At 70.0% G+C, this 24755-nt stretch carries 20 protein-coding genes; 6 read left to right on the forward strand and 14 right to left on the reverse strand.

Going from position 1 to position 24755, the window contains the following annotated elements; all coding sequences use genetic code 11:
• Positions 1–24 precede the first annotated feature (24 nt).
• From sigM to G6N28_RS11290, 4 genes are all read right to left on the reverse strand, one after another.
• On the reverse strand, positions 25–594 hold the full coding sequence (gene sigM, locus G6N28_RS11275; protein WP_163900292.1) for an RNA polymerase sigma factor SigM: 570 nt from the start codon (positions 592–594) through the stop codon (positions 25–27).
• A 67-nt stretch (positions 595–661) separates the two neighbouring features.
• Positions 662–4264 (reverse strand): murein biosynthesis integral membrane protein MurJ, encoded by a 3603-nt coding sequence (gene murJ / locus G6N28_RS11280; RefSeq protein WP_235674754.1) that lies wholly within the window; start codon positions 4262–4264, stop codon positions 662–664.
• A gap of 110 nt (positions 4265–4374) precedes the next feature.
• A complete protein-coding gene (locus tag G6N28_RS11285; RefSeq protein WP_407664953.1) occupies positions 4375–6819 on the reverse strand; it encodes a DUF6049 family protein in 2445 nt (814 codons plus the stop codon).
• On the reverse strand, positions 6816–7610 hold the full coding sequence (locus G6N28_RS11290) for an NUDIX hydrolase (protein ID WP_179962058.1): 795 nt from the start codon (positions 7608–7610) through the stop codon (positions 6816–6818). Before G6N28_RS11290 ends, G6N28_RS11285 begins: the two co-directional genes overlap by 4 nt.
• An 85-nt stretch (positions 7611–7695) precedes the next feature.
• Here G6N28_RS11290 and G6N28_RS11295 point away from each other — a divergent pair, with 85 nt between their 5' ends.
• On the forward strand, positions 7696–9132 hold the full coding sequence (locus G6N28_RS11295; protein ID WP_163900296.1) for a CCA tRNA nucleotidyltransferase: 1437 nt from the start codon (positions 7696–7698) through the stop codon (positions 9130–9132).
• Between the two features lie 18 nt (positions 9133–9150).
• The gene (locus G6N28_RS11300; protein ID WP_163900298.1) at positions 9151–9633 is read left to right on the forward strand and encodes a pullulanase; all 483 of its coding nucleotides are present in this window, start codon (positions 9151–9153) and stop codon (positions 9631–9633) included.
• Positions 9634–9751: 118 nt separating this feature from the next.
• Here G6N28_RS11300 and G6N28_RS11305 read toward each other — a convergent pair whose 3' ends face one another.
• Both G6N28_RS11305 and G6N28_RS11310 read right to left on the reverse strand, forming a co-directional pair.
• On the reverse strand, positions 9752–10528 hold the full coding sequence (locus G6N28_RS11305; protein WP_163900300.1) for a TIGR03084 family metal-binding protein: 777 nt from the start codon (positions 10526–10528) through the stop codon (positions 9752–9754).
• 5 nt (positions 10529–10533) lie between these two features.
• The gene (locus G6N28_RS11310) at positions 10534–11823 is read right to left on the reverse strand and encodes an MFS transporter (protein ID WP_163906120.1); all 1290 of its coding nucleotides are present in this window, start codon (positions 11821–11823) and stop codon (positions 10534–10536) included.
• Positions 11824–11950: 127 nt separating this feature from the next.
• Here G6N28_RS11310 and G6N28_RS11315 point away from each other — a divergent pair, with 127 nt between their 5' ends.
• Positions 11951–12565 carry a YqgE/AlgH family protein gene (locus G6N28_RS11315; protein WP_163900302.1) on the forward strand — a complete coding sequence of 205 codons (615 nt, stop codon included), beginning with the start codon at positions 11951–11953 and terminating at the stop codon, positions 12563–12565.
• Here G6N28_RS11315 and G6N28_RS11320 read toward each other — a convergent pair.
• Together G6N28_RS11320 and G6N28_RS11325 are read right to left on the reverse strand one after the other, a co-directional pair.
• Entirely contained in the window at positions 12562–12936 is a 375-nt protein-coding gene (locus G6N28_RS11320) for a hypothetical protein (RefSeq protein WP_163900304.1), read from the reverse strand. The two genes, G6N28_RS11315 and G6N28_RS11320, sit on opposite strands and share 4 nt — an antisense overlap.
• A gap of 92 nt (positions 12937–13028) precedes the next feature.
• Positions 13029–14027: an LpqN/LpqT family lipoprotein gene (locus G6N28_RS11325; RefSeq protein ID WP_163900306.1), complete on the reverse strand. Its 999-nt coding sequence runs from the start codon at positions 14025–14027 to the stop codon at positions 13029–13031.
• Between the two features lie 176 nt (positions 14028–14203).
• On the opposite strand from G6N28_RS11325, the gene leuS reads away from it, so the two are divergent.
• On the forward strand, positions 14204–17098 hold the full coding sequence (gene leuS, locus G6N28_RS11330; protein WP_163900308.1) for a leucine--tRNA ligase: 2895 nt from the start codon (positions 14204–14206) through the stop codon (positions 17096–17098).
• A gap of 95 nt (positions 17099–17193) precedes the next feature.
• Positions 17194–18051 carry a DUF559 domain-containing protein gene (locus G6N28_RS11335; protein ID WP_163900310.1) on the forward strand — a complete coding sequence of 286 codons (858 nt, stop codon included), beginning with the start codon at positions 17194–17196 and terminating at the stop codon, positions 18049–18051.
• Between the two features lie 34 nt (positions 18052–18085).
• Here the strand turns inward: G6N28_RS11335 and G6N28_RS11340 are convergent, their stop codons facing one another.
• Positions 18086–18760, reverse strand: a complete 675-nt coding sequence (locus G6N28_RS11340; protein ID WP_163900313.1) for an SDR family oxidoreductase — start codon at positions 18758–18760, stop codon at positions 18086–18088.
• A gap of 54 nt (positions 18761–18814) precedes the next feature.
• Between G6N28_RS11340 and ggh the strand changes: the two genes are divergently transcribed.
• Positions 18815–20155 carry a glucosylglycerate hydrolase gene (ggh, locus tag G6N28_RS11345; RefSeq protein ID WP_163906122.1) on the forward strand — a complete coding sequence of 447 codons (1341 nt, stop codon included), beginning with the start codon at positions 18815–18817 and terminating at the stop codon, positions 20153–20155.
• Between the two features lie 7 nt (positions 20156–20162).
• On the opposite strand, the gene G6N28_RS11350 is transcribed toward ggh, so the two are convergent.
• Genes G6N28_RS11350 through G6N28_RS11370 form a run of 5 tightly spaced genes read right to left on the reverse strand, consistent with a single transcriptional unit; the run spans position 20163 to position 24740 of the window.
• Positions 20163–20606, reverse strand: coding sequence for a MarR family winged helix-turn-helix transcriptional regulator (locus G6N28_RS11350; RefSeq protein ID WP_163900315.1), 444 nt, complete (start codon positions 20604–20606; stop codon positions 20163–20165).
• 56 nt (positions 20607–20662) lie between these two features.
• A complete protein-coding gene (locus tag G6N28_RS11355; protein WP_163900317.1) occupies positions 20663–21400 on the reverse strand; it encodes an amino acid ABC transporter ATP-binding protein in 738 nt (245 codons plus the stop codon).
• Positions 21400–23163 carry an ABC transporter substrate-binding protein/permease gene (locus tag G6N28_RS11360; protein ID WP_163900319.1) on the reverse strand — a complete coding sequence of 588 codons (1764 nt, stop codon included), beginning with the start codon at positions 23161–23163 and terminating at the stop codon, positions 21400–21402. Before G6N28_RS11360 ends, G6N28_RS11355 begins: the two co-directional genes overlap by 1 nt.
• A gap of 44 nt (positions 23164–23207) precedes the next feature.
• Positions 23208–23888 (reverse strand): GntR family transcriptional regulator, encoded by a 681-nt coding sequence (locus G6N28_RS11365; protein WP_163900322.1) that lies wholly within the window; start codon positions 23886–23888, stop codon positions 23208–23210.
• Between the two features lie 60 nt (positions 23889–23948).
• Entirely contained in the window at positions 23949–24740 is a 792-nt protein-coding gene (locus G6N28_RS11370; RefSeq protein ID WP_163900324.1) for an LLM class F420-dependent oxidoreductase, read from the reverse strand.
• Between the last annotated feature and the right edge of the window lie 15 nt (positions 24741–24755).

Genomic DNA, 24755 nt, shown 5'->3' on the forward strand with positions numbered 1-24755 from the left:
CCACCGCGGCGGGGATGCGTCGATTCAGCGTGCGCCCGCGCGGCTGTCGAAGCATTCCAGCGCCTCGGCCAGCTTGCTGCGTGCGCGGGCGCAGCGGCTCTTGATCGTGCCCTGCGGGACGCCGAGCATGTCGGCGGTCTCGGCGATCGAGTAACCCTGCATGTCCACCGCAACCACCGCGGCGCGCTGCTCGACGGGCAACCGCATCAAGGCCCGTTCCACGACGATCGCGGTGTCCACCAACGAGGTCGCATCGCCGACCAAGAGTGCGTCGTCGGGCAGCGGGGTGGTGACGTGAGACTTGTTGCGGCGCAGCCGATCCAGGCACGCGTTGACCACGATCCGGTACAGCCAGCTGCTCACCGAGCTGTCGTGGCGAAACGTGTGCGCCCTGCGGTGCGCGGACAGCATCGCGTCCTGCAGCGCGTCGGCCGCGTCGTCGGGGTTGCGGCTGGTCAGCCGCGCGAGCCGGTACAGCTGGCGGCGATGGCGGTAGAACAGCTCCTCGAAGGCGTAGCGGTCACCGGCGACGTGGGCGGCCAGCAGGTCAGCGTCGCTGCGATGGCGCCCGGCCTGCTCCCCGAAGGTCCCCACAGCCGAACACTAAACGGCGCCGGGGGCGGCCCCTGACACATCTTTGCCCGGCTGGGGATAGCCGCGATCAGTCGGCGGCCTTGACCGTGATCTCGGCGATGTCCGAGCGGCTCTTCCCGTTGACTTGGCCCAGCTTGGACACCCAGACCAGCAGGTTCGACGTCGGCGAGGCGGCGTCCACCGTGATGGTGTTGGAGCCCGGCTTGACCGGGGTGGCCGACTTGAGCACCGTGGTGTCCGCCAGCGACGACGGCGTCGGCGTCGACGCCGAGCGGATCTCGACCTCGGTGCCGGTGCTGTTCAATTCGATGGTGACCTCGCCGACGGTGGTGGGCCGCGGCAGCTGCAGCATCAACCCCACACCGTTCTTGAAGTTCGGGAACGGCACCGGATCGGTGTAGGTGTCGATCGGCCACACCGTGCTGTCGTCGCCGTCGATGGCGAGCCGGGCCAGGGCGGGCGCGTCAGCCTCGCCCTCGGGTGAAAAGACCGTTGCGGAAACGGGTTTCACGGTCTCACCGGCCGTCGCGGTGTCGTCGTCCTGGGCTGTTGTCGGTGCGTTGAGGCCCAGCCGGTCACCGCCGAGCCCGCCGCCGACGTCACCGAAGATCCGGCTGAGCACCGAGCCCAACACCACCAGCGCCACCACGATGATGACCGCGCCGACGGCCAACCCGATCATCAGCCCCTTGCGGCGGCGCGCGATGGTCTCCGGATCCTCGTCGGGCCGGATACCGCTTATCGAGGGCGCCGGCGGCTCCGGTTCGTCGGCCGGGGAGATCACCTCGGTGCGGTCGGCGATGGCGGTGGCCTGCTGGAGCAGGTTCAGCAGGGTGGGGGCGCTGCGGATGCCGCCGCCCTCCTGCACGGCCCGCGCGGCGGCGGCCGAGATCTGGAACGGGATGTTGCGGTCGACAGCGCGGGGCTCGACGGGCTCGCCCGCGGGGTCGCGGTCGGCGGGGGCCAGGCCGCTGCGCACCCCGGCCTCGGGCAGCGGCCAGCGGTTGATCAGCAGCGCGTACAGCGCCGCCCCGATTCCGCGGATGTCGTCCTCGGGATCGGCGTCGGGCATCGTCGCGGGGAAGGCCAGCGCCACGTCGCCCTCGATGCTCACCCGTACGCGGCTGGGATGGTCGATCGACAGCGCGACCCCGGAACGGTGAGCGGCCTCGGCGGCCGCTGCCAGCGATTGGATGGCCCTGGCGCCGCCGATCGGCGACGGCGACGTGTCGGCGACCTCGGCCAGCGAGCCGCCCCGGATCCACTCCGCGACCACCAGACCACCCGAACCCGTGTTGACGACGTCGAGCACCCGGGCCACACCGGGCATGTCGAGCCGGCTCAGCCTCGACGTGCGCGACAGGATCTCCTGCACCTGCGCGTCGGGCAGCGTCGCGTCGGGGTCGACGAACGTCAGCGCGACCTGCCGGTCCAGGGCGGTGTCGAGGGCCTGCCAGAACTGCAGGTTGGGTGGGCCGCCGTGAAACACCAGCAGCCGATAGCGGCCACCGGCGATGACCGCGCCGGGCACCAGGTGCACGTCCTCGTCGGAGGTTGCGGCCTCGATGGCGGGCTCGCGCGGCGGGTCGAACGCGATCGGCTCGCGGGTCGGGTCGCCGCCGTAGTCCGACGGCGGCCTGCCGGACACCGGTACCGGCGTGGTGCCGTTGGCGGGCTCGGGGGCAAACTCGGTGGTCTCCTGGCGGGCGGACGCGCCGGGCCCGGCGCCGCCTCTGGCCACGTCGGGCTGGAAGTCCTCCGGACGCTTCTGCGGAATCTGGGTGGTGGCGGTGCTGTCGGGAATGGGCTTGGCGCCGCCTGCGGGTTCGTCGCTCACCGCTGGTCCTTTCGGCATCCCGTCCCCGGCAAGTGCGGCCGGGGGCTCGCGGCGGACCGCTGACCGGCTGGGTCGACGCTCCGACGCGTACGAATTCGTCTGATCAGGGTACGTGAGCGGGCGCGCCGCCCGCGGCCTCTCGGGGGCCGCCGGGGCCGGTGGCGCCGACGCGGCCCGTCCGAGGCGGCGACGCACGACCGCCAGCGCGGCCAGCGCGTCGGGCACCCGGGCCGCCAACAGCACCCCGACGATGATCGGGACCATGATCAGGCCGAGCGCGAGCAACCGCAGCAACGAGCCGGCGCCGCCCCAGTTGCGGGTGAAGCCTTCCAGGCCGAGCAACTGGTCGGCGACGTGCGCGACGAGCCCGGCCAGCAGCGAGGCCGCGATCGTCACCAGGATGCTGCGCACCACCTCCAGGCTGATCAGCCGCCCACCCGGCGGGTCGAGCGCGGCGCGCAGCAGAAAGTAGCCGACGATCGCCCCGGCCAGGAAGCCCAGACCGTTGGCGGTGCCGAGATAACCGGCGACCAGGTCGGGGTCGTTGGTCAGGTGCGGCGCGAGGAGCGAGCCGATGATCTTGACCGTGGTGATGACCACGATCAACACGATCGGTATCCACGGCTGCTGGCGGGCGTAGAACACCCGAAGCTGCAGCAGCACAAGGGCATACGGGATCAACGTGAACGCCGACAGGCTCAGTGCCATGCCGAGGTAGCCGGCGTCGACGTCGCCGAAGTTGCCGTATGCGAACAGCGCGGAGCCGATGGCCGGGCCGCCCACCGTCGTCATCGCGACGATCGGGATGAGCGTCACCATTGTCAGCCGGGTGGCCAGCGACAGGTCGGCCAGCACCGCGGCGTCGTCGTTGGCGGCCGCGTTGCGGCTCAGCCGCGGCATCACCACCGTCAGCACGGTCACGCCGATGATGCCGAACGGCAGCTGCAGTACCAACCAGGTGTAGTTGTAGATGGCGGGCCCGGAAGCCGCTGCGCCCGCGGCGATCCGGTTGCCGACGATCAGGCCGATCTGGCTGATCAGCACATAGAGCAGCATCGCCACGGCCATCGCGCCGAACTGCTTCATCCGGTTGTCGATGCCCCACAGCGGGCGCAGGCTGATCCGTTCGCGGCGGATGGCCACCAGCAGCACCGCGACCTGGGTGACCGTGCCCATCGTCATGCCGAGGCCGAGCACCAGCAGCTTGGCGCTGCCCATCCGAACCGGGTCGAGCGAAAGCTCGCCGGGCACAAGTACATACAGGCCGAGCGTGGCCAACGCCACCAGGTTGTTGCACACCGGCGCCCAGGCGGGCGGTCCGAATACGTTGCGGGTGTTCAGAATTGCCATGAACACCGACGACAGCCCGTAGAACAGCACCTGCGGTAGCAGCAGGTAGGCGAAAGCCGTTGTGAGATCGCGGTTCACCTCGGGGTGGCTGCCCAGCATGAGGTCTACCAACAGCGGTGCGGCCGTAACCGACGCGGCGGTGGTGATCAGCAGCAGGACGGTGGCCAGGGTGACGAGGCGGCGCACGAACGCGGTGCCGCCGTCGGGGTCGTCGCGCTCGGCGCGGGCGAGCACGGGCACGAAGATGGCGGTGAAGGTGGCCTCCAGCACCAGGGCTGCGATCAGGTTGGGCAGCTGGTAGGCCACCGAGAAGGCGCTGGAGAGCGCGGCGCCCAGGGTGGTGGCCAGCAACACGATGCGGGCGAACCCGGTCAACCGACTGACGAGCGTGGCCACCGCCATTCCCCATGAGCGCGACACCACCGCGGCGTCGGTCAGCTCGGGGCGGCCCGCGCCGCGACGGGGTGCGGGCCCGCGCGGCAGCCGGGGTGGGGGTTGTCTGGGCGGCCTGCCCGGCGGGTGCGGGCCTGCGGGCGCATGCCGTGGCCGAGGCGCCCCGATGCCGACTCGCGGCCGTTGCGGGCCTGCGGTGTTCACAGCTCCTCGCTCGCGCGGCTGCGCGCCGTGGCCGGGCGGTCGTCGTCGTAGCTCAGCGCCACCTCGAGCGGATCGGGGCGGTCCAGATCAGCCCGGTCGGGTTGGCCACGGAAGCGGTGCCAAAGCCGGCGCCCGGCCAACAGCACCAGCACGGCGCCGGCCGACAGCGTGATGATGAACAGCACCTGGCCGTAGGCGTTGGAGTGCACCGACAACCGCACCTGCTCGCCGAGGGGCAGCCCGTCGGCGGTGCGCAGCGCGACGTCGACGGCGACGCGCTGGGTGAAGTGCACCTCGATCGGCACCCGGATCGGCAGGTAACCCGGCGGCAGCTCGATGATTCCCATGTCGGTGACCGTCATCCCGGGTGGGGGGTCGATGTCGAGCTGGACGCGGATCGGCACCGGCAGGTCGTTGCGCAGCGCCAGCGGCAGCGGGCTGCGCTCGGTGGCCAGGGTGTAGGAGCCACCGGGGTTGACGATGGTGACCGAGCGGAACATGTCCTCGACCGTGCGCCCGACCGTGGTCAGCCGTTGCTGGGCCAGGCCGTTTCGCGCGGCGGGCGGCACCGACTGGCTCAAGGCGCGCAGCATGTCTTCGCGCAGCGGGGCGGTGTAGGCCATCCCGGTGAGGCCGGTGCGCACATCGGTGGTCAGCGCCGCCGTCAGCCCCCACAGCCGTCCGGTGACCGCGGCGATGCCCGACACCACGGCGTCGCCGAAGCGGGCGTCGGGGTTACCGAGGTCGGCCTCGGGCAGCGCGGCTTGGGGCTGCGGCGGGACCCCGTCGCCGTCGGCGATCACCGCGGGCAGCGGCCGCGGCTCGGCCAGCCCGGCATTGATGGCGGTGGCCACCGCGGTGAGCACCGCCTGCGCGTCCGCCGGCCGCAGGCTCCAGTTCAGCGGCGGCATCAGGATCTCGGTGCGGGGCGTGAGCTCGGGGTTCAGCCCGCGCCACAGCAGCGCGCCGAGCGCGGACTGCCGCCGGGCCACCTCCGACTCGTTCTGCAGTGAAATGTCAAGGGCCGGATCGAGATACGACGGCGACACCGGATCGGTGCCCGCCGCTGCCAGCGCGGCGCCGACGGCCGGCTCGAACGGCGCCGAGACCAGCTGCGGCGTGTAGCGCCGCGGAGTCAGGTCCGCGGGCGAGGCCAGGCCGGTGTCCGAGCCGTCCTCGGTGGTGGGGGAGTCCGCGGCGGCGACGGCGACCGTGCGGCCTTGGGCCGACAGCAGTTGCACCGCAGCCCCGGTGAGCGGCCCGTCGGCGATCAGGGTGGCGCCCCGCACGGAGGCGGTGCCGAGGATCTGGTCGACGATGTCGCCCGCGGTGACGGTCGCAATCGCGCTGAGCCCGGGATCGCCGACCCGGTGCAGGGCGTCCAGGTCGGCCTGAGCGTAGGTGGTCGGCGCGACGCACACCCGCTGGGCCAGCGCCTTGAGCCGGTTGAGCCAGGCCACCGCGGCCTCCTGGCCGGTGCCGGGCCGGGTCGGGGTGCCCGGGCCGGAGTCGGGCCCGGTGTTGACGACGTAGCCGCCGGTCATCGCGTTGACGGTGACCAGCAGGTCGGGGTCCACGGCCAGGCACGTCGCGGCGCGCAGCTGTCCCTCCGGGTCGACCTCGGGGGTGGTCGCGAACTCGATCGCCGACAACAGCGTGTCCAGCCGCCCGCCGGGTGCCAGCGACGTCGCCAGGTCGTCGTCGACCAGCCGGACCGGGGTGGTGCCGCCCGGCGCGCCGGCGGCCAGCCGCGGTTCGTCGGCGATCGGCCACATCAGCGTCAACCGCACCGGGTCGGAGGTGTCGGGCGGCACCACCGACGTCAACGTCTCGGCCGCGGAGTCGGCGCCGTCGTCGGGCGGCACCCCGAGCACCGGCAACAGGAAGCGGGAGTCGTCCAGCCGCGCGGGCGCCCCGTAATCGGGGGTGCCGTTGACGTTGACCATCACCGGATACACGCCGGGCTCGTCGATGCTCAGCGACGGCCGCTGCGACGACCGCAACGGGTAGGACAGCTCGAACGGGACCTCTTGGCCCCGTTGCAGTTCCGGTGTCAACGTGACGAAGTCACCGACGGGCTCGAACTGGTCGACATTGCCTGCCAGGTTGGTGCGCAACCCGGGCGACGACGTCACCGCGGCGCCGTCCTCGAGCCGCACGACGACGTCGCGCACGGGGCGGTCGCCGACGTTGAGCACCTTTCCCGTCACCGTGACCGTCGGCTCGCTGGTGGTGGTCACCACCTCGGGGGTGATCCGGTCGAGCCGTACTTCGAGGAACCGCGTCGAGCCGGGTTCGCCGGCCGCGGCGCGGGGCAGGGCGACCGGGGCGGCGATCAGGACCAGCAGCAGCACGGCGCCGGCGACGCGCGGCAGCACCGCGGTCCACCGGCGGAGCACCGCCGGCCTGCGCTCGCGCGGCGTCGCGGCGGTCTGTGTCACGGCCCCTGTCCGCAGCCGTTCGTCCGCCGGCCGGGTTGAGGTTGGGCACGCTCGTCGGGGCGACGGTTGCGGGTATGCGAGTGCGTCTGGGCGCGTCGTCGCGGAGCCGTGCGCGGCAGCGGCGGCAGCGCGGCGGGCCCGTCGGCGTGCAGCCGGTCGATCAACTCCCCGGCCACCTCGGCCAGTCGGCGTTCGTCGGCGTAGGCCAGCCGCGACGGCAGCTCCTTGAACGGCACCCACGCCACCTCGGTGACCTCGACGTCCTCGTCGGACAGTTCGCCGCCGAGGAACCGCATCAAATAGTGGTGCACCGTCTTGTGCACGCGGCGGCCCTCGGTGACGAACCAGTAGTCGATGCTGCCCAGGGCGGCCAGCACGCTGCCCTGGACGCCGGTTTCCTCGGCGACCTCACGGATCGCGGTCTGTTCGGCGGTTTCGCCGAGCTCGATGTGGCCCTTGGGCAGGGACCACAGCATCCGGCCCCGCCGGTCGATGCGCCCGATCAGCGCGGCGACCTGTAGCTCCTTCGGCCCGTCGATGCCGTCGATGACCAGGCCACCGGCCGAGGTCTCGTGCACGGTGCGCAGCCGGTCCGGCGGCCGCCGCGGCCGCGACTTCTGCGCTTTGCGTTGCCCGTTGGGCTGCTGTTGCCCCTGGGGCAGGCCGGTGTTGTTGTGGCGCACCGGGGTGATGTCGGCGGCGGGGGAGATGGCGTCGGGTGGGCCGGCAGCACGACGACCACGACGCCGCCTGCGGCGCCGTCGTGGTTTGGCCTGTTCGCCGTCCGACACCCAAGCGATAGTAGCTGCCATGGAGATTCGCTCCGGCCACACTCACCGGTCGTGACAGAGCCGTTGCCGATTAAGCTGTCCGAACGTGCCCGAATCAGCTTCCGACGCCGAACTCCTTGCCACCGCGCAGGTTGCGCTGAACCGCCACCGCGAGCTGCTCGCCGACATCGGCAAGGTGTTTGCTGACGCCGGACACGAGCTCTACCTCGTCGGCGGCAGCGTGCGCGACGCGTTGCTGGGCGACGTCCGCGGCGATCTGGACTTCACCACCGACGCGCGCCCCGAGCAGATGCAGAAGTTCCTGCGGCCGTGGGCCGACGCACTGTGGGACACCGGCATCGAGTTCGGCACCCTCGGCGTCGGCAAGCACGGGTACCGGCTGGAGATCACCACGTTTCGCGCCGACACCTACGACCAGGTGTCGCGCAATCCGGAGGTGCGCTTCGGCGACTGCCTCGAGGACGATCTGGTGCGCCGGGACTTCACCGTCAACGCGATGGCGGTGCGGATCACCGCCGACGGCCCGGCCGATTTCCACGACCCGCTCGGCGGGCTGGCGGCGCTGCGCGCCAAGACTCTGGACACCCCGTCCGCGCCGGAGATCTCGTTCGGCGACGACCCGCTGCGGATGTTGCGGGCGGCGCGGTTCGTCTCCCAGCTGCAGTTCACCGTCGCGCCGCGGGTGATGCAGGCGCTGGTGGAGATGGCGCCGCAGCTGGGCCGGATCACCGCCGAGCGGGTGGCCGCCGAACTGGACAAGCTGCTGCTCGGCGCCGACCCGGTCGTCGGCATCGACCTGATGGTGCAGACCGGGCTCGGCGACGTGGTGCTGCCGGAGGTCGGGGCGATGCGGATGGCCATTGACGAACACCACCAGCACAAGGACGTCTACTGGCATTCGCTGACCGTGTTGCGGCAGGCGATCGCGCTGGAGGACGGCGAACCCGACCTGGTGCTGCGGTGGGCGGCGCTGCTGCACGACATCGGCAAGCCGGCCACCCGCAAGCTGGAACCCGGCGGCGGGGTGAGCTTTCACCACCACGAGGTCGTCGGCGCGAAGATGGTGCGCAAACGCATGCGGGCGCTGAAGTACTCCAAGCAGATGATCGACGACGTGTCCCAGCTGGTGTATCTGCATCTGCGGTTTCACGGCTACGGCGGCGGCCGGTGGACCGACTCTGCGGTGCGCCGCTACGTCACCGACGCCGGGCATCTGCTGCCGCGGCTGCACAAGCTGGTGCGGGCGGACTGCACCACCCGCAACAAGCGTCGCGCCGCGCGGTTGCAGGCCAACTACGACGACCTCGAGGCGCGGATCGCCGAGCTGGCCGAGAAGGAGGATCTGGCCAGGGTGCGGCCCGACCTCGACGGCAACGAGATCATGGAGATCCTCGGGATTCCGCCGGGCCCGGAGGTCGGCGAGGCGTGGCGCCATCTCAAGGAGCTGCGGCTGGACCGCGGCCCGCTGTCGCGCGAGGAGGCCGTCGACGAGTTGTGGAAGTGGTGGAACGCCAGGCAGTAGCGGCGCGTCTGAAGGGGTATGGACTACTGCCTTGGCGACGGGGACGGGTCGGCGACGATCTGGAGCGGGCCACCGGATGTCGACGTGGACGGCGACGGGGCGTTCGACGCGGTCGGATTGGACTTCGATGGGGACGGGTTGCTCGACGACGCGATGGCCGACCTCGACGGTGACGGGCTGGCCGAGCACCTCGTGGTGGACCGCGACGGTGACGCGGCGTACTTCACCGATGACGGCTCCGGTACCTGGGCGGTCGCGGTGGACCGGGGCCTGCGGTGGTTCCGCCTCGACGGGGTTGAGCAGTTCGGCGGGCCGATGGTCGACCTCGACGGCGACGGCCGGCTCGACGACCGGCTGGTGGATGTCGACGGTGACGGGTTGGCCGACCGTGCGCTGGGTTCGGAAGACGCCTACGTCGACGCCGACGGCGACGGCCGCTGGGATGTCAAGCTCAGCGACACCGACGGGGACGGCAAGGCCGACGGCGCCGACGAGCTGTAGCCCCCTTTCAGCCGCCGAGACCGACGCTTTGGGTGCCACCCTGCGCCGAGACCGACGTTTTCGCGATTTCTACTCGCACTTTCCCGCCCGTTTGTCCCTTTGGGCGCCAAGAGTCCCGTCATCCGCGGCCCGGGCCGGGCGGGCCGGCGAACGCCTGCGCGATGCCCAGCCAGGTTGCCGCGTCGTCGCCGGTGGCGGTGACGTCCAATTCGGGGCGGGGCCGTCGCTGGGTGACCAGCAGACAGAAATCCTCGGCCGACCCCGTGACCCGTTGCGCCGCGTCCTCGGGGCCCCACGTCCACGTCGACCCGTCGGGCGCGCGCAACTCCACCCGGAACGGATCCGTCGGCGGCGCGAGCCCGTTGATCGTGAACGCGAAATCGCGGGTGCGCACGCCGATGTGCGCGATCGAACGCAACCGCGCGGTCGGTGGGCGCCGCACCCCGAGCGCGTCGGCGACGTCGAGGCCGTGCGCCCAGGTCTCCATCAGGCGCGCGGTCGCCATCGACGCGGCGCTCATCGGCGGACCGAACCACGGCAGCTTGCGGTCGTCGGCCACCGCCAACAGCTCGGCGTGCAACCGGGTGCGGGTGTCGCGCCAATCGCGCAGCAGTTGATCCGGCGGCGTGGCGGCCAGCTCCTCGGCGCCCGCATCGACGAAGCCGGTCGGGTTCTTGGCGGCTTCCTCCAGCACTGCCGCGAACCCGTCTTCGTCGGTGACCGCGGTCAGCGCCAGCCGGTCGGTCCACAGCAGGTGGGCGATCTGATGGGCGACGGTCCAGCCCGGCGCGGGCGTGGCCGTCGCCCACTGCTCCGGTGTGAGATCGGCGACCAGCGCGTCGAGCTCGTCGCTCTCGGCACGCAGGTCGGCCACTATCGGCGCGGCACCGGACATGGCGGTCACCCTATCGCCACCGGCCGGTCCCTGCGGCCGATGACGGCATGCGCGGCCAGCCCGGCCAGGTAGACGCCCGCGCCGGCGAGCGCCAGCGCCGGTTCCCGCCCATCAGGCGGAATCACCATGGCCGCCAACGCGATCGCGGAGATGAACGACATCCAGAACATCGCGTCCTGCACGGTGAACACGTGCCCGCGCAGCGCGTCGGCCACGTCGAGCTGCATGGCGTTGTCGGCGCACAGCTTGACCACCTGACCCGCCAGGCCGAGCAGGAAGCCGCACGCCACCATCACCGGCAGCCGCAGCCCCGAACCGGCCAGCTGGACCAGCACCGCCGACAACAACGCCCCGTTGGCGGTCGCGTATCGGCCCCAGCGGCGCACGGCCATCGGCGTGACCGGCGCGGCGAGAAACGCTCCCGCCCCGGTGGCCGCGACGAACAACACCGCCGCGCCGAGGCCCGCCACCTCATCAGTGTCGCTGTGGCGCACCATCACCAACACCAGCAAGCTGTTGACGCCGAACACCATTCGGTGCGCCGCCAGCCCGGTGAGCGTGGCGGCCACCGTCGGAACCGTCGCGACGGTGCGCACGCCGTGCATCCAGCCGGTGGCCACCGCGTAGACCACCGAGCCGCGAACCCCGCGCGACCTGTCGTCCGGACCGAGCGCGCCGGGCGCGAAACGCCACGCCAACCACAGCGCCGTGCCGACCGGCACCGCCACGATCAACATGATTGCTGCGGCGCCCGCGTCGTCGGCGCCGAACAGCCAGCGGGGCAACAACATGAAGTTGGCGCCGAGAAACGCCGAGGCCGCTCCGGTCGCGGCGGCAACGGAGTTCATCGCGACCACCTCGGGCCTGGGCACGACGTGCGGCAGCGCGGCCGACAGACCAGACGAGACGAATCGGGTGAGGCCGTTGACGATCAGCGCACCGCACAGGATCACCAGATCACCGGCACCCGACTCGAGCAGCGCGGCGACGGACAGCACCATCAGCAGCCGCCCACTGTTGGCGCCGACCAGGACCAGGCGCCGATCCCAACGGTCCAGCAGCGCACCGGCGAACGGGCCGAGCACCGAGTACGGCAGGAACAGCACCGCGAAAGCGCCTGCGATGGCCCACGGCTCGGCGGCCCGTTCGGGGTTGAACAGGATCGCACCCGCGAGACCGGCGGCGAACAACCCGTCGCCGAACTGGCTGACCAAGCGCAGCTGCAGCAGCCGCCAGAACTCGGGCATGCCGCGCACCGACCGCCACAGTGCAATGGGTGCGCGAAGGTCGGCCAGCGGTATCACGTCCTGGTTGTGCCGGTATTGCGGGTCGGGCGGTGCCGAACCCGACCCACAGTACAAATCTTGCGGCGGGCCGCGCTTGTTCTCCACGTTGTTCCGTTGCTGGTGACATGATGGATACGTGTCGCAGTCGGAGGAGCCGGAGGACCGCAGGGAGGGCATCGCGCCCGCAGCGCACCGCGTGCGGGCCGGCACGCTGCTGTTGGCCAACACCGATTTGCTGGAGCCGACGTTTCGGCGCAGCGTCATCTACATCGTCGAGCACAACGACGGCGGCACCCTCGGGGTGGTGCTGAACCGGCCGAGCGAAACCGCGGTGTACAACGTGCTGCCGCAGTGGGCGAAGCTGGCCGCCAAGCCCAAAACGATGTTCCTCGGCGGACCGGTCAAGCGCGATGCGGCGTTGTGCCTGGCGACGATGCGCGTCGGTGTCGATCCCGACGGGCTGCCGGGGCTGCGGCACGTGCAGGGCAGGATGGCGATGGTCGACCTCGACGCCGACCCGGACTCGGTCGCGCCCGCTGTCGAGGGAGTGCGGATCTTCGCGGGCTACTCGGGTTGGACCATCGGCCAGCTGGAAGGCGAGATCGAGCGCGACGACTGGATTGTGCTGTCCGCGTTGCCATCCGACGTGCTGGTCGGACCCAGGGTCGATCTGTGGGCGCGGGTGTTGCGGCGGCAGCCGCTGCCGCTGTCACTGCTGGCGACTCACCCGATCGACATCAGCCGCAACTAGCCGGCGACCGATTCACTTTCACTGCACGACAGCGTGCAGGTCGCACACGTGCGTCCGCACGCGGCCGTCGACTCCGCGGACCGCGCGCCGATGCGGGCCAGGCTCTTGGCGCTCTGCCAACTCCCGGCGCCGACGGTGCCGACCGCGCCGATCACGCACACGATCACCACGAGCATCGCCGTGCCGGGTTCGGTGAACACCGCGACCGCCCCGCCCACCGCAAGCATCACGGCGGCCGCCAGCTGCGTGGGCACCAGCGAGCGCATCACCTTCTGCACGGGATCCTCGGAGGCCGGCCGGCTCAGCAGCCACAGCGCGGCGACCCCGGCCGCCACCGCGGCGCAGAAGCACAGCACTCCGACGACGAGCATGGGTCACACAATACGAGCCGCACATCCACCCGACGTGATGGTGTCCCCCGGGCGCCAGGCTTCGCCCGGGGGACATGTCCATCGCGGGGGCCCTAGCTGGGCCCCGAGTTCGCAAGCGCCTGCGAGGCGGCCGCCGTCGTCGAGGGCAGGCTGGGCAGCGCCGGCGCGACAGGCGGTGGCACCGCCCCGGGCGGCGCGGGAGCCGGTGGCGCGTCCGGAGCCGGGGGAGCGGCGGGGGTGGGCACGCTCACCCGGAAGCCCCGGACGATGGCCTCGGTGGCCTCGGCGGCCGGGACGACCTGGTCGAGGCTGGTGGTCACCGCCAGCGAGACCAGGTACTTGTCCGGGCCTGCGGTCGCGATGACGTGGCGGCGCGACGTGTTCAGCGTCATCGAGTTCTCCCGGTACGTGCCCTCGATCAACGCCGACGGCATGCCGCCGAAGCTGGCGAACGACGCGTCGGTGGAGCGCCACGCGGGCAGCTGCTGGCTGTCGACGAAGCCGTGGCTGATGGCCTCGACCGGGTCGAAGTCGCCGACCAGCTTGTAGACGGTCACCGCCGCGTTCGAGGTGTATATCCCGTTGCCGCCGACCCGGTCGGCGATCACGGCGAAGGCGTCGGGCACGTTGGGGTCCGGAACGTAGGACCAGCCGCGCGGCATGGGCAACACGATGTTGAGCGCGGTGAAGCCCTGGCTGGTCTGCGGCTCGAGCGTGACGCCCTTCGATTCCAGGAACTCCCGCAGGGTGCCCGAGGCGGCCGGGGTGATGGCCACCGGAGGCGGTGCGTCGACGGGCGCCGCGACGGGGGCGGCCGCGGGGGCGGCAGGGGCGGCGGGGACCGATCCGGGTGAGGCGACGCCTGCCTGCGCGACGCCAGTGGCCGAGCTCACACCGGGTTGACCGAGCGCCTGCGGCGCGGCGTTGGGCGTCACCGTCACCGTCTGTGTCACGGTGGCCGGAGCCGGCATCGGAGGTTGCGGAAGCACAGGTTCAGCCGAGGCGGTGGGGCCCGCGAAGCCCACCACCCCAGCCGCCGCGACGGCGGCTCCTGAAGCCAGAACCCGCCAGCGGCGGGCGATCTCGATCATCGACGTCGGTCCTTTCAGACAGCGCGGTGCACGTCAGGCGCCGACTGTATCCAGCCGACGTCGTTAGCCACCAGAGCCGGAACCGACCTGCAACCTTGTTCTGACTTCTCCGCAATGCAACCGATACCAAGCCGTGGCCGACGCGCCCCGAATCCGGGGGCTTATACCCTGTTCACGTGACCCAACCGCCGACCGCTCAGCCTGCGGCCGCCGCCGCTGAAACCCCGCAGCACCGCTACACCGCGGAGCTGGCCGGGGAGATCGAGCGCGCCTGGCAGCGGCGGTGGGCCGACGCTGGCACATTTCACGTGCCGAACCCGGTCGGTTCACTGGCGCCCCCCGACGGCACCCCGCTGCCCGAGGACAAGATGTTCGTGCAGGACATGTTCCCCTACCCCTCGGGTGAGGGCCTGCACGTCGGGCATCCCCTCGGCTACATCGCCACCGACGTCTACGCCCGCTTCTACCGGATGACCGGACACAATGTGTTGCACGCGTTGGGGTTTGATGCCTTTGGTCTTCCGGCCGAGCAGTACGCGATCCAGACCGGCACGCATCCGCGGGAGCGCACCGAGGCCAATATCGCCAACTTCCGCCGTCAGCTCGGCAGGCTGGGCTTCGGCCACGACCCGCGGCGCAGCTTCTCCACCACCGACGTCGACTACTACAAGTGGACCCAGTGGATCTTTCTGCAGATCTACAACGCCTGGTTCGACTCCGCCGCCGACAAGGCCCGCCCGATCGACGAGCTGATCACTGAATTCGATTCCGGAGCAAGGAAGCTCGACGACGGACGGGAATGGTCGCAGCTGAGCGCCGGTGAGCGCGCCGACGTCATCGACTCCCACCGGCTGGTGTACCGCGCCGATTCGCTGGTCAACTGGTGCCCGGGGCTGGGCACGGTGCTGGCCAACGAAGAGGTCACCTCCGACGGACGCAGTGAGCGCGGCAACTTCCCGGTATTCCGGAAGCGGTTGCGGCAGTGGATGATGCGCATCACCGCCTACTCCGACCGGTTGCTCGACGATCTGGAACTGCTGGATTGGCCGGACAAGGTCAAGACCATGCAGCGCAACTGGATCGGGCGTTCGACCGGCGCGTCGGTGCTCTTCGCCACCGACGCGGGCGATATCGAGGTGTTCACCACGCGACCGGACACCCTGTTCGGCGCGACATACATGGTGCTGGCGCCCGAGCACGAGATGGTCGACGCGCTGGTGGCAGCGGAGTGGCCGGCCGACGTCGACGAGCGCTGGACGTTCGGTGCGGCCACCCCGCCGGAGGCCGTCGCCGCGTATCGGGCGACCATCGCGGCGAAGTCCGACCTCGAGCGCCAGGAGAACAAGGACAAGACGGGCGTGTTCTTGGGTGCGTACGCGACCAACCCGGCCAACGGTCAACGCATTCCGGTGTTCATCGCCGACTACGTGCTGGTCGGCTACGGCACCGGAGCGATCATGGCCGTGCCCGGCGGCGACCAGCGCGACTGGGACTTCGCCACGCAGCTCGGCCTGCCGATCGTGGAAACCGTTGCCGGCGGCGATATCTCGCAGGGCGCCTACACCGGCGACGGCGAGGTCGTCAACTCCGACTACCTCAACGGGCTCAGCGTCGCGGCCGCCAAGGAGGCGATGACCAAACGGCTGGAGGCCGAGGGTCGCGGCCGCGCCCGCGTCGAGTACAAGCTGCGAGACTGGTTGTTCGCGCGCCAAAGGTACTGGGGTGAGCCGTTTCCGATCGTGTACGACGCCGACGGCCGTCCGCACCCGCTGCCCGAGTCGATGCTGCCGGTGGAACTGCCCGACATACCGGACTATTCGCCGGTGTTGTTCGATCCCGAGGACGCGGACAGTGAGCCGTCACCGCCGCTGGGCAAGGCGACCGACTGGGTGAAGGTCGAACTGGATCTGGGTGACGGTCTCAAGCCGTACACCCGCGACACCAACGTCATGCCGCAGTGGGCGGGCAGCTCATGGTACGAGCTGCGCTACACCGACCCGGACAATTCAGAAGCCATGTGCGCCAAGGAGAACGAGGCGTATTGGATGGGTCCGCGACCGGCGGAGCGCGGGCCGGACGACCCGGGCGGGGTGGACCTGTACGTCGGCGGTGTGGAGCACGCCGTTTTGCACCTGCTGTACGCGCGGTTCTGGCACAAGGTGCTCTACGACCTCGGCCACATCAGCTCCCGCGAGCCGTACCGGCGGCTGGTGAACCAGGGCTACATCCAGGCCTACGCCTACACCGACTCGCGCGGCGCATACGTGCCCGCCGCCGAGGTCGTCGAGCGCGACGGGAAGTTCTACTGGCGTCCGTCCGATGTCGCCGACGGGTCGGTTCCGGGTCCCGACGGGGAGATCGAGGTGTTCCAGGAGTTCGGCAAGATCGGCAAGAGCCTGAAGAACTCCGTCTCCCCCGACGAGATCTGCGACGACTACGGCGCGGACACGCTGCGCGTGTACGAGATGTCGATGGGCCCGATCGAGGCGTCGCGGCCGTGGGCCCCCAAAGACGTCGTCGGGGCGCACCGGTTCCTGCAGCGGGTCTGGCGGCTGGTGGTCGACGAGCAGAGCGGGCGGACGCAGACCGTCGACGACCAAGAACTCGACACCGACACGCTGCGGTTGTTGCACCGCACCATCGCCGGGGTGATCGACGACTACACGAACCTGCGCAACAACACCGCCGCGGCCAAGCTGATCGAATACACCAACCACCTGACCAAACAGGGGGTGACCGCCCGCGCGGCGGTCGAGCCGCTGGTGCTGATGCTCGCGCCGCTGGCCCCGCACTTGGCCGAGGAGCTGTGGCGGCGGATGGGCCACGACACCTCGTTGGCGCACGGACCGTTCCCGGTCGCCGACCCGCAGTACCTGGTCGAGGACACCGTGGAGTATCCGGTTCAGGTCAACGGAAAGGTGCGTGGGCACATCACCGTTCCCGCCGACGCCGACGCCGACACGATGGAGGCCGCGGCCCTGGCCGACGAGAAGGTGCAGGCCTTCCTCGACGGTGCCACGCCGAAAAAGGTGATCGTGGTGGCCGGCCGTCTGGTCAACATCGTCATCTAGCGATTTCGGCGTATTTTGTCACGCTCACCGTGACAAACCACGCCCGAATCGCGACGTGGGGAACCGGATAGGCCGTTGGCCGCGTCCTACTCTTCGTGCTGAACGATTATCTGCGTCGACACGACGGCGTGCTGACGCTGGAACATGCCAGGGAACTCGGCATGACACGGCAAGCGGTGAATCGAAGGGTGCGGTCGGGGCAGTGGCGGCAGCTGTCGCGCGGTGTCTTCTTCGTCGACGACCGGCCGCTCACCGAGGCGGCCCGCATCCGCGCCGCGGTATGGGGCTATGGTCCCCGCGCGGTGGCCAGCGGCCTGGCCGCGGCATGGTGGCACGGGTTCACCCGGTTCGCCCCGGCGGACGTCGAGGTCACCGTGCCCCGCAGCAGCAGCGGCCGGTGCCGGGCGGGGTCACGGCTTCGCCGCCGCGACCTGGCGCCAGCCGATGTCGTGGAGCAGGACGGTCTTGCGATGACGGCTCCCGCATTGACCGCTGTCGAGGCGGCCGTCCGGCGAGGCGGCGGCCCGAAGATCATGGACACCGCGCTGTTCGGCGACCTCGACGTGCGTGACCTGTGGCGGGCGCACCTGCGGAACAAAGGCCGCTACGGCTCGCCGGCCGCACGGCGACTGTTGCAAGCCGCGTCGGACGGTACACGGTCAGCCGCGGAACGTTTGCTGGTCAAGCATCTTCGAACTGCCGGCATCACCGGATGGAAAACCAACTACCCGGTGGGAAGGTACAAGGTCGACTTCGCCTTCCTGGCAGCCAAAGTCGTCATCGAGATAGACGGCCTGGCATTCCACAGTTCAACCGACGATTTCCATCATGACCGCGTGCGGCAGAACGACATCATGCTGCTCGGCTGGCAGGTGCTCCGGTTCACCTGGCTGGATCTGACCGAGTATCCCGACCGGGTGATCGCCATCATCAACCATGCGATTCGGGCGTAGAACGTCACGCTGAGCATGACAAACTACGCCGAAATCACGAGTGGCCGCGCGGGCGCACGATCACCTCGTGGATGTGGCCGTCGGGCGGTGAGTGGACCGCGTCGGCGATGACGCGCGCGACCGTCTCGGGCGACAGGAACCGCGACGGGTCGTAGGTTCCGCCTTCGTAGGCGACCAGCCCCTCCTGCATCTCGGTGGCGATCCGGCCGGGATGCACCGACGTCACCCGCAGCGCCGGTTCGTCGTTGCGCAGCGAATCGGCGAACGAGCGCAGCGCGAACTTGCTCCCCGAGTAGGAGGCCAAACCCGGCGAGGCGTTGATCCCCGAGCCGGAGTTCACGAAAACGACGTGCCCACCGACCGCCCGCAGCGCGGGCAGCAGCGCCAACGTGAGCGCCACCGCGCCGATCACGTTGACTTCCATGGTGGTTCGCCACTCCTCGACCGTCGATTCGGCGACCCGGGCCGGAAACGCCACGCCGGCGTTGTGCACCAACACGTCCAGCTCGTCGACGGACTCGACGGCCGCGGGGATCGCGTCGGCGTCGGCCAGATCGACGGTCAGCGTGCTGGCGCCGTGCCGTTCGGCGACCGCGTCCAGCCGCGACGACGGCCGGCCCGCCAGGACCAGGGTGTGGGTGGGCGCCAACGCGGCGGCGACGGCCGCACCGAGACCGCGCGAGGCCCCCGTGATCATTGCGGTCGGCATGTCGTCAACGCTACCGACCTGCAAACCGCCGTCGACCGTCGCATCATGGAACGGATGCCCGCCGATCACAGCTTCGCTCCGACGCAGCTCTCCGCCCGCGCGGCGTACCTGCTGCGTGGCAACGACCTGGGCACGATGACCACGGCCGCCCCGCTGCTCTACCCGCACATGTGGAGCTGGGACGCGGCGTTCGTGGCGATCGGGCTGGCGCCGCTGAGTGTGGAACGCGCCGTGGTCGAGCTGGACACGCTGCTCTCGGCGCAGTGGAGCAACGGGATGATCCCGCACATCGTGTTCGCCAACGGGGTCGACGGCTACTTTCCCGGGCCGGCCCGCTGGGCCACCAGGACGCTGGCCGCGCACGCCCCGCGCAACCGGCTCACCTCGGGCATCACCCAGCCGCCGGTGCACGCCATCGCCGTGCAACGCATCCTCGATCACGCCCGCACCCGCGGCCGGTCCACCCGCGCCGTCGCCGAGGCGTTCCTCGACCGCCGCTGGGACAACCTGGTGCGGTGGCACCGCTGGCTGGCCGAAGCCCGCGACCCGCGATCGCGCGGCCGGGTGACGCTGTATCACGGCTGGGAATCCGGCATGGACAACTCCCCGCGCTGGGACAGCGCCTACGCCAACGTCGTACCGGGCGCGCTGCCCGAGTACCAACGCGCCGACATCGCCATCGTCACCGACGCCAGCCAGCGCCCCACCGACATCGAGTACGACCGGTATCTGTGGCTACTCGAGGAGATGAAGCTGGCCCGCTACGACGATGAACTGCTGCCCAAGGTGATGAGCTTCGCCGTCGAGGACGTGTTCGTCTCGGCGATCCTGGCGGTCGCGTGCGACGTGCTCGCCGAGATCGGCGAGGACTACGGCCGTCCCCACGCCGACGTGCGCGACCTCTATACGTGGGGCCAGCGGTTCCGCGCCGGAGTCATCGACGCCACTGACGAAAGAACCGGCGCGGCACGGGATTTCGATGTGAGGACCGGCAAGTGGGTGGCCACCGAAACGGTCGCGCAGTTCGCCCCGTTGTTGTGCGGGGGGCTTCCCCACGACAAGGAACGCACGCTGGTGAAGCTGCTGGAGGGCCCACGTTTCTGCGGGCACCCCGACCTCAAGTACGCCTGCATCCCGTCGACGTCACCGGTGTCGCGCGACTTTCGTCCCCGCGAGTATTGGCGCGGGCCGGTGTGGCCGGTGATGACGTGGCTGTTCTCGTGGTGCTTCGGCCGGCGCGGCTGGGCCGAACGCGCCCGGTTGCTGCGCAAGGAAGGTCTGCGGCAGGCCAGCGACGGCAGCTTCGCCGAGTACTACGAACCGTTCACCGGCGAGCCGTTGGGCAGCATGCAGCAGTCGTGGACCGCGGCGGCGGTACTGGACTGGCTGGGATGACGGCTGGCTACTCGGCCAGCCGCTCGAGCGGGGCGATCGCCTTGGTCAGCATCTCCAGATCTTCGGGGCTGAGCTTGGCCAGCAGCGTGGCCAGGTGCGCCCGCCGCGCCCTCAACGCCTCCTGATGCTGCGACCGCCCCTCCGGGGTGATGTCGACCAGCACCGCCCGCAGGTCGGACGGGTCGCGTGAGCGTTTGACCAGCCCGAGCTTCTCCAGCCGACGGATCGCGACCGTGGTGGTCGGGGTGCGGACGCGCTCGTGGGCGGCCAGATCGGTCATCCGCAGCGGCCCCTGATCGAGCAGTGTCAGCAGGATCGACAGCTGCGCCAAGGTGAGGTCACCGGCTTCCGCGCGGTTGGTATCGCTGCGCCGCAGCACGGAGAAGACCCGGGACAGCACCCGCTGCAGCTCCCCCGCCAACTCCGTGACCTGCGGTTCCACCTCGGCCATAATTCGGCAGTCTAACCTGTCTGAGCCTGCCAAGTTCGATGACGGCGGATTTCACTTCACAGAACTTGAGACAGGAATCGCCGCAGGCGGTCGGTCTCGGCGGCCTCGAAGATCTGCTCGGGCCGGCCCGATTCGACCACCTGCCCGTGATCCATGAACACCACGGAGTCCGACGTCGAGCGGGCAAAGCCCATCTCGTGGGTGACCACCACCATCGTCATCCCGTCCGTCCCCAGGTCGGCGATCAGGGCCAGGATGCCCTTGACCAGCTCGGGATCCAGCGCCGAGGTGGCCTCGTCGAAGAACATCACCTGTGGCGCCATCGCCAACGCTCTGGCGATCGCGACGCGCTGCTGTTGGCCACCCGACAGCGTCGTGGGCCGCACGTTGGCCTTGTGACGCAGCCCGACGCGCTCCAGCTGCGCCAGCCCGAGCTCGCGGGCCTCGTCGGCGCCGAGGCGTTTGAGCTTGCGCGGCGCCAACGTCACGTTGTCCAGCACGCTGCGGTGCGGAAACAGGTTGAAGCTCTGAAACACCATCCCGATGCGCTGACGCAGCCGGTCGGGGTTGTCCTTGAGCACCGAGCGCCCGTCGAGCAGGATGTCGCCGCGGTCGGGCTCGTAGAGCCGGTTCAACGTCCGCAGCAGTGTGGACTTGCCCGACCCCGACGGCCCGATCACCGCCGCGGTGGTGCCCGCCGGCACGTCGAGGTGCACTCCGCGCAGCACCGGGTTCGGCCCGAACGACAGGTGAATATCCTTGGCGGTCAACGACACCGGCGTAAACTGGGCCATCAGATCATCTCTTGCGACGTGGACAGCTCAAGCGGGTCCTCCTCTGTCGGCGCCCGGCCGCGCCGCAGCCGGGCGTCGATGTAGTTCACCAGATGGGTCAGGGGCACGGTCAACGCCAGATAGAACAGGCCCGCCGCGACGAGCGGGGACAGGTTCCCGGTCTGCGCGTTGAGGTCGCGCCCGACCTGAAACAGCTCGCGCTGATCGGCGACCAGACCCAGGAAGTACACCAGCGACGACGCCTTGAGCAACGAGATGAACTGGTTCATCAGGGCAGGCAACACCCGCCGGATGCCCTGCGGCACCACCACCAGACGCATCGATGCGGAATAGGAAAAGCCAAGCGCGCGCGAGGCTTCCAATTGGCCGGCCTCCACGCTCTGGATGCCGGAGCGGAAGATCTCCCCGACGTAGGCGGCGGCCATCAGCCCCAGCGCGGCGATGCCGAGCGGAAACGGGTTGTTGCCGGTCAGATCGCCGACCACCGGCCCGAGCCCGAGACCGATCAGCAGGATGATCACCACTTCGGGCAGGCCGCGGAAGATGTCGGTGTACACCCGCGCCGGCCATCGCAGCAGGCGGTGTCGCGAGATCCCGGCGACGGCCAGCGCCATGCCGAGCGCCAGCCCGATCACCGACGCGCAGATCGTGAGGATCAGCGTGTTGGGCAGGCCGGTGGTGAACAGGACCGGGATCGCCTGCTTGTACAGGCCCCAGTCCAGAAACGAGTCCTTCAGTTGGGACAGCGTCGATTTCTGTTGCGCGGGTCCGGTGCTGTCGGACTCCTGCTGCTGCGCGGCGATCGCGTCGAAGTCGGGCAGCTGCGGCAGCGGAGCCGCCTTCGAACCCGGCTTCCAGCCCGGCGGCAGCGCACGCGGCACCCAGTCGGAATACAGCCGCGCCCAGGTGCCGTCGGCGATCACCGCGTCCAGGCCTGCGTTCAACGCGTCGATGAGCGGCTGGTTCTCCTTGGCGACCGCGTAGGCGATGAAATTGTCCAAGCTGAACGTGTTTTCGACGATCTCGGCGGGATCGCCGGGCTGCACCGTGCCCTCGGCCTGCTGCGACGGCGCCACCCACGCGTCCAGTTGGCGGGACTTCAGGCTGGCGTAGACGGTGTTGTAGTCGGGATAGATCACCGGCTGCAGGCCCAAGGTGTCGACCACGTAGGACTCCTGCACGGTGCCCTGCACGACGCCGATGCGCTGCCCGGAGGCGAGGTCGCCGAACCCGGTGATGGGCGAGCCGGCGGGCACCACCAGCGAGAAGTAGCCGAAGTCGTAGCCGTTGGTGAACCCGACCGTGCGGCGCCGCGCCTCGGTCGTCGTGATCGAGGAGGAGCCGACGTCGAAGCGCCGCGAGGCCACCTGGGCCAACAGCCCGGAGAACTCGGTACCGACGAAGTTGATCCGCAGGCCCAGCCTCTCGGCGATCGCCCGCAGCAGCTCGTTGTCGAACCCGGTGAACTGGCCCGCGGAGTCGATGCAGATGCTCGGTGGCGCGTCGGAAAGGGTGCCGACGGTCAACGTGCCCGGGGTGCTCAGACCGAGCGCGCCGACATCGACGGTGTCCAGCGGTACGACGGTGGCAGTCGTATAGCGGTCCTCGTCAGGGCCTTTGGCCGCCGCGGCCAGGTTGGTGGGCAGCGCGCTGGCGCTGGCGATCCCCGGCGGCGCGCACTGGTCGACCTGCGCCCGAGCCGGCGAAGCCAAACCCATGCCGCCGATCAACAACGCGATCAGCGCTAAGACGGTTGCCTTCATTCCTGCAACGTAGCGAGCGTCGGCGCCGCGGCGCTGTCTTCAACTCAATTGGAACGCAACGCCGGGTGCGCCGACGGAGTGAACACGCCACGGCGCACCAGCTCGGCGAGCATGATCCGGGCCATCACCTCGGACCGCGCGGCGCAGGTCGCGCGCGCCGCGTCGGGGTCGCCGCGTCGGATCGCGTCGGCCTCGTCTTCGTAGAACGGCAGCATCTCGTCGTGACTGCCCTGGTAGGCGCCCCAGAACGCGCGCGGTACCAGCGCCTGGGACGCCCTGATCAGGGCCAGCAGCCGCGGCCCGGCGTAGGTGTCGTTGACGAGCCGCCGGAATTCCCAGCCGGCTTCGTTGAAGGCGCGCGACTCCGGGTTGTTGCGCATGACGTCGACCAGCCGTTCGAGCTCTTTCAGGATCTCAGGATTCTGGTCGACCGCCGCGCGTGCGGACACGATGCCGTTGAGAACGCCGTACACCTCGTGATGTTCCCGCACCACCGACTCGTCGAACGGTTCGACGTATGCGCCGCGGTGATAGAGCGTGGACAAGATGCCGTCGTGCTCGAGTTGCACCACGGCCTCTTGGATGGGCACTCGGGACAGGCCGAGCGCGCGGGAGATCTCGTTGCGGTCGATCCGGTCGCCCGAGCGGAGTTTGCCCGTCAGTATCAGGTTGACCACATACGAAACCACGAGGTCTTTTTCTTTGACCCCATACTTTTTGGGCATCGCGGCGACAGTGTCTCACGCTTTTTGTATGCATGAAGCCGATACGCCGGTTCGGCGTGGTCAGCCCTGGCGCCGGTCACGCCAGCGGCACAGCGCCTCGGCCTCGGTGAGGTCGTAGTCGGGTCCGTTGGCGCCGACGGTGAGAAGGGTGACCCCGAGATCGGCCAGCGCGTCGGCTTCGGCGAGCAACGCGTCGATGGTCTTGCCGGACACGCCCGCCGACCGCTCGATCGCAGCGGGGTCGCGGCTGACGTCCGAACAGTGCCGGGCGAGGATCTCGGCCTTGCGCGGATATCCGGCGCTGCCGCTGAACGTGTGCCAAATGTCGGCGTGACGCGCCACCAGCCGCAGCGTTTTCCGTTCTCCTTCGCCGCCGATCAGCACCGGGATCTGCCGGGTCGGCGGCGGGTTCAGCTTGGCCAGCCGCGACGTGATCCGGGGCAGGCCGGCGGCCAGGTCGTCGAGGCGGCTGCCCGCGGTGCCGAACTCGTAGCCGTATTCGTCGTAGTCCTTCTGCTTCCAGCCCGAGCCGACGCCAAGGATCAGTCGGCCGTCGCTGATGTGGTCGACGGCGCGGGCCATGTCGGCCAGCAGTTCAGGGTTGCGGTAGGAGTTGCAGGACACCAGCGCGCCGATCTCGATGCGCGAGGTCTGTTCGGCCCAGGCGCCCAGCATCGTCCAGCATTCGAAGTGCGGTCCGTCGGGATCGCCGTACAGGGGGAAGAAGTGGTCCCAGTTGAACGCGATGTCGACGCCCAGGTCCTCACAGCGACGCACGGCGTCGCGGATGTAGTGATATTGCGGGGAATGTTGCGGCTGCAGCTGCACACCGATGCGAATGGGGAAGCTCACCGTTTCAACGTACGT

The sequence above is a fragment of the Mycolicibacterium pulveris genome, from assembly GCF_010725725.1.
GTDB lineage: Bacteria > Actinomycetota > Actinomycetes > Mycobacteriales > Mycobacteriaceae > Mycobacterium > Mycobacterium pulveris.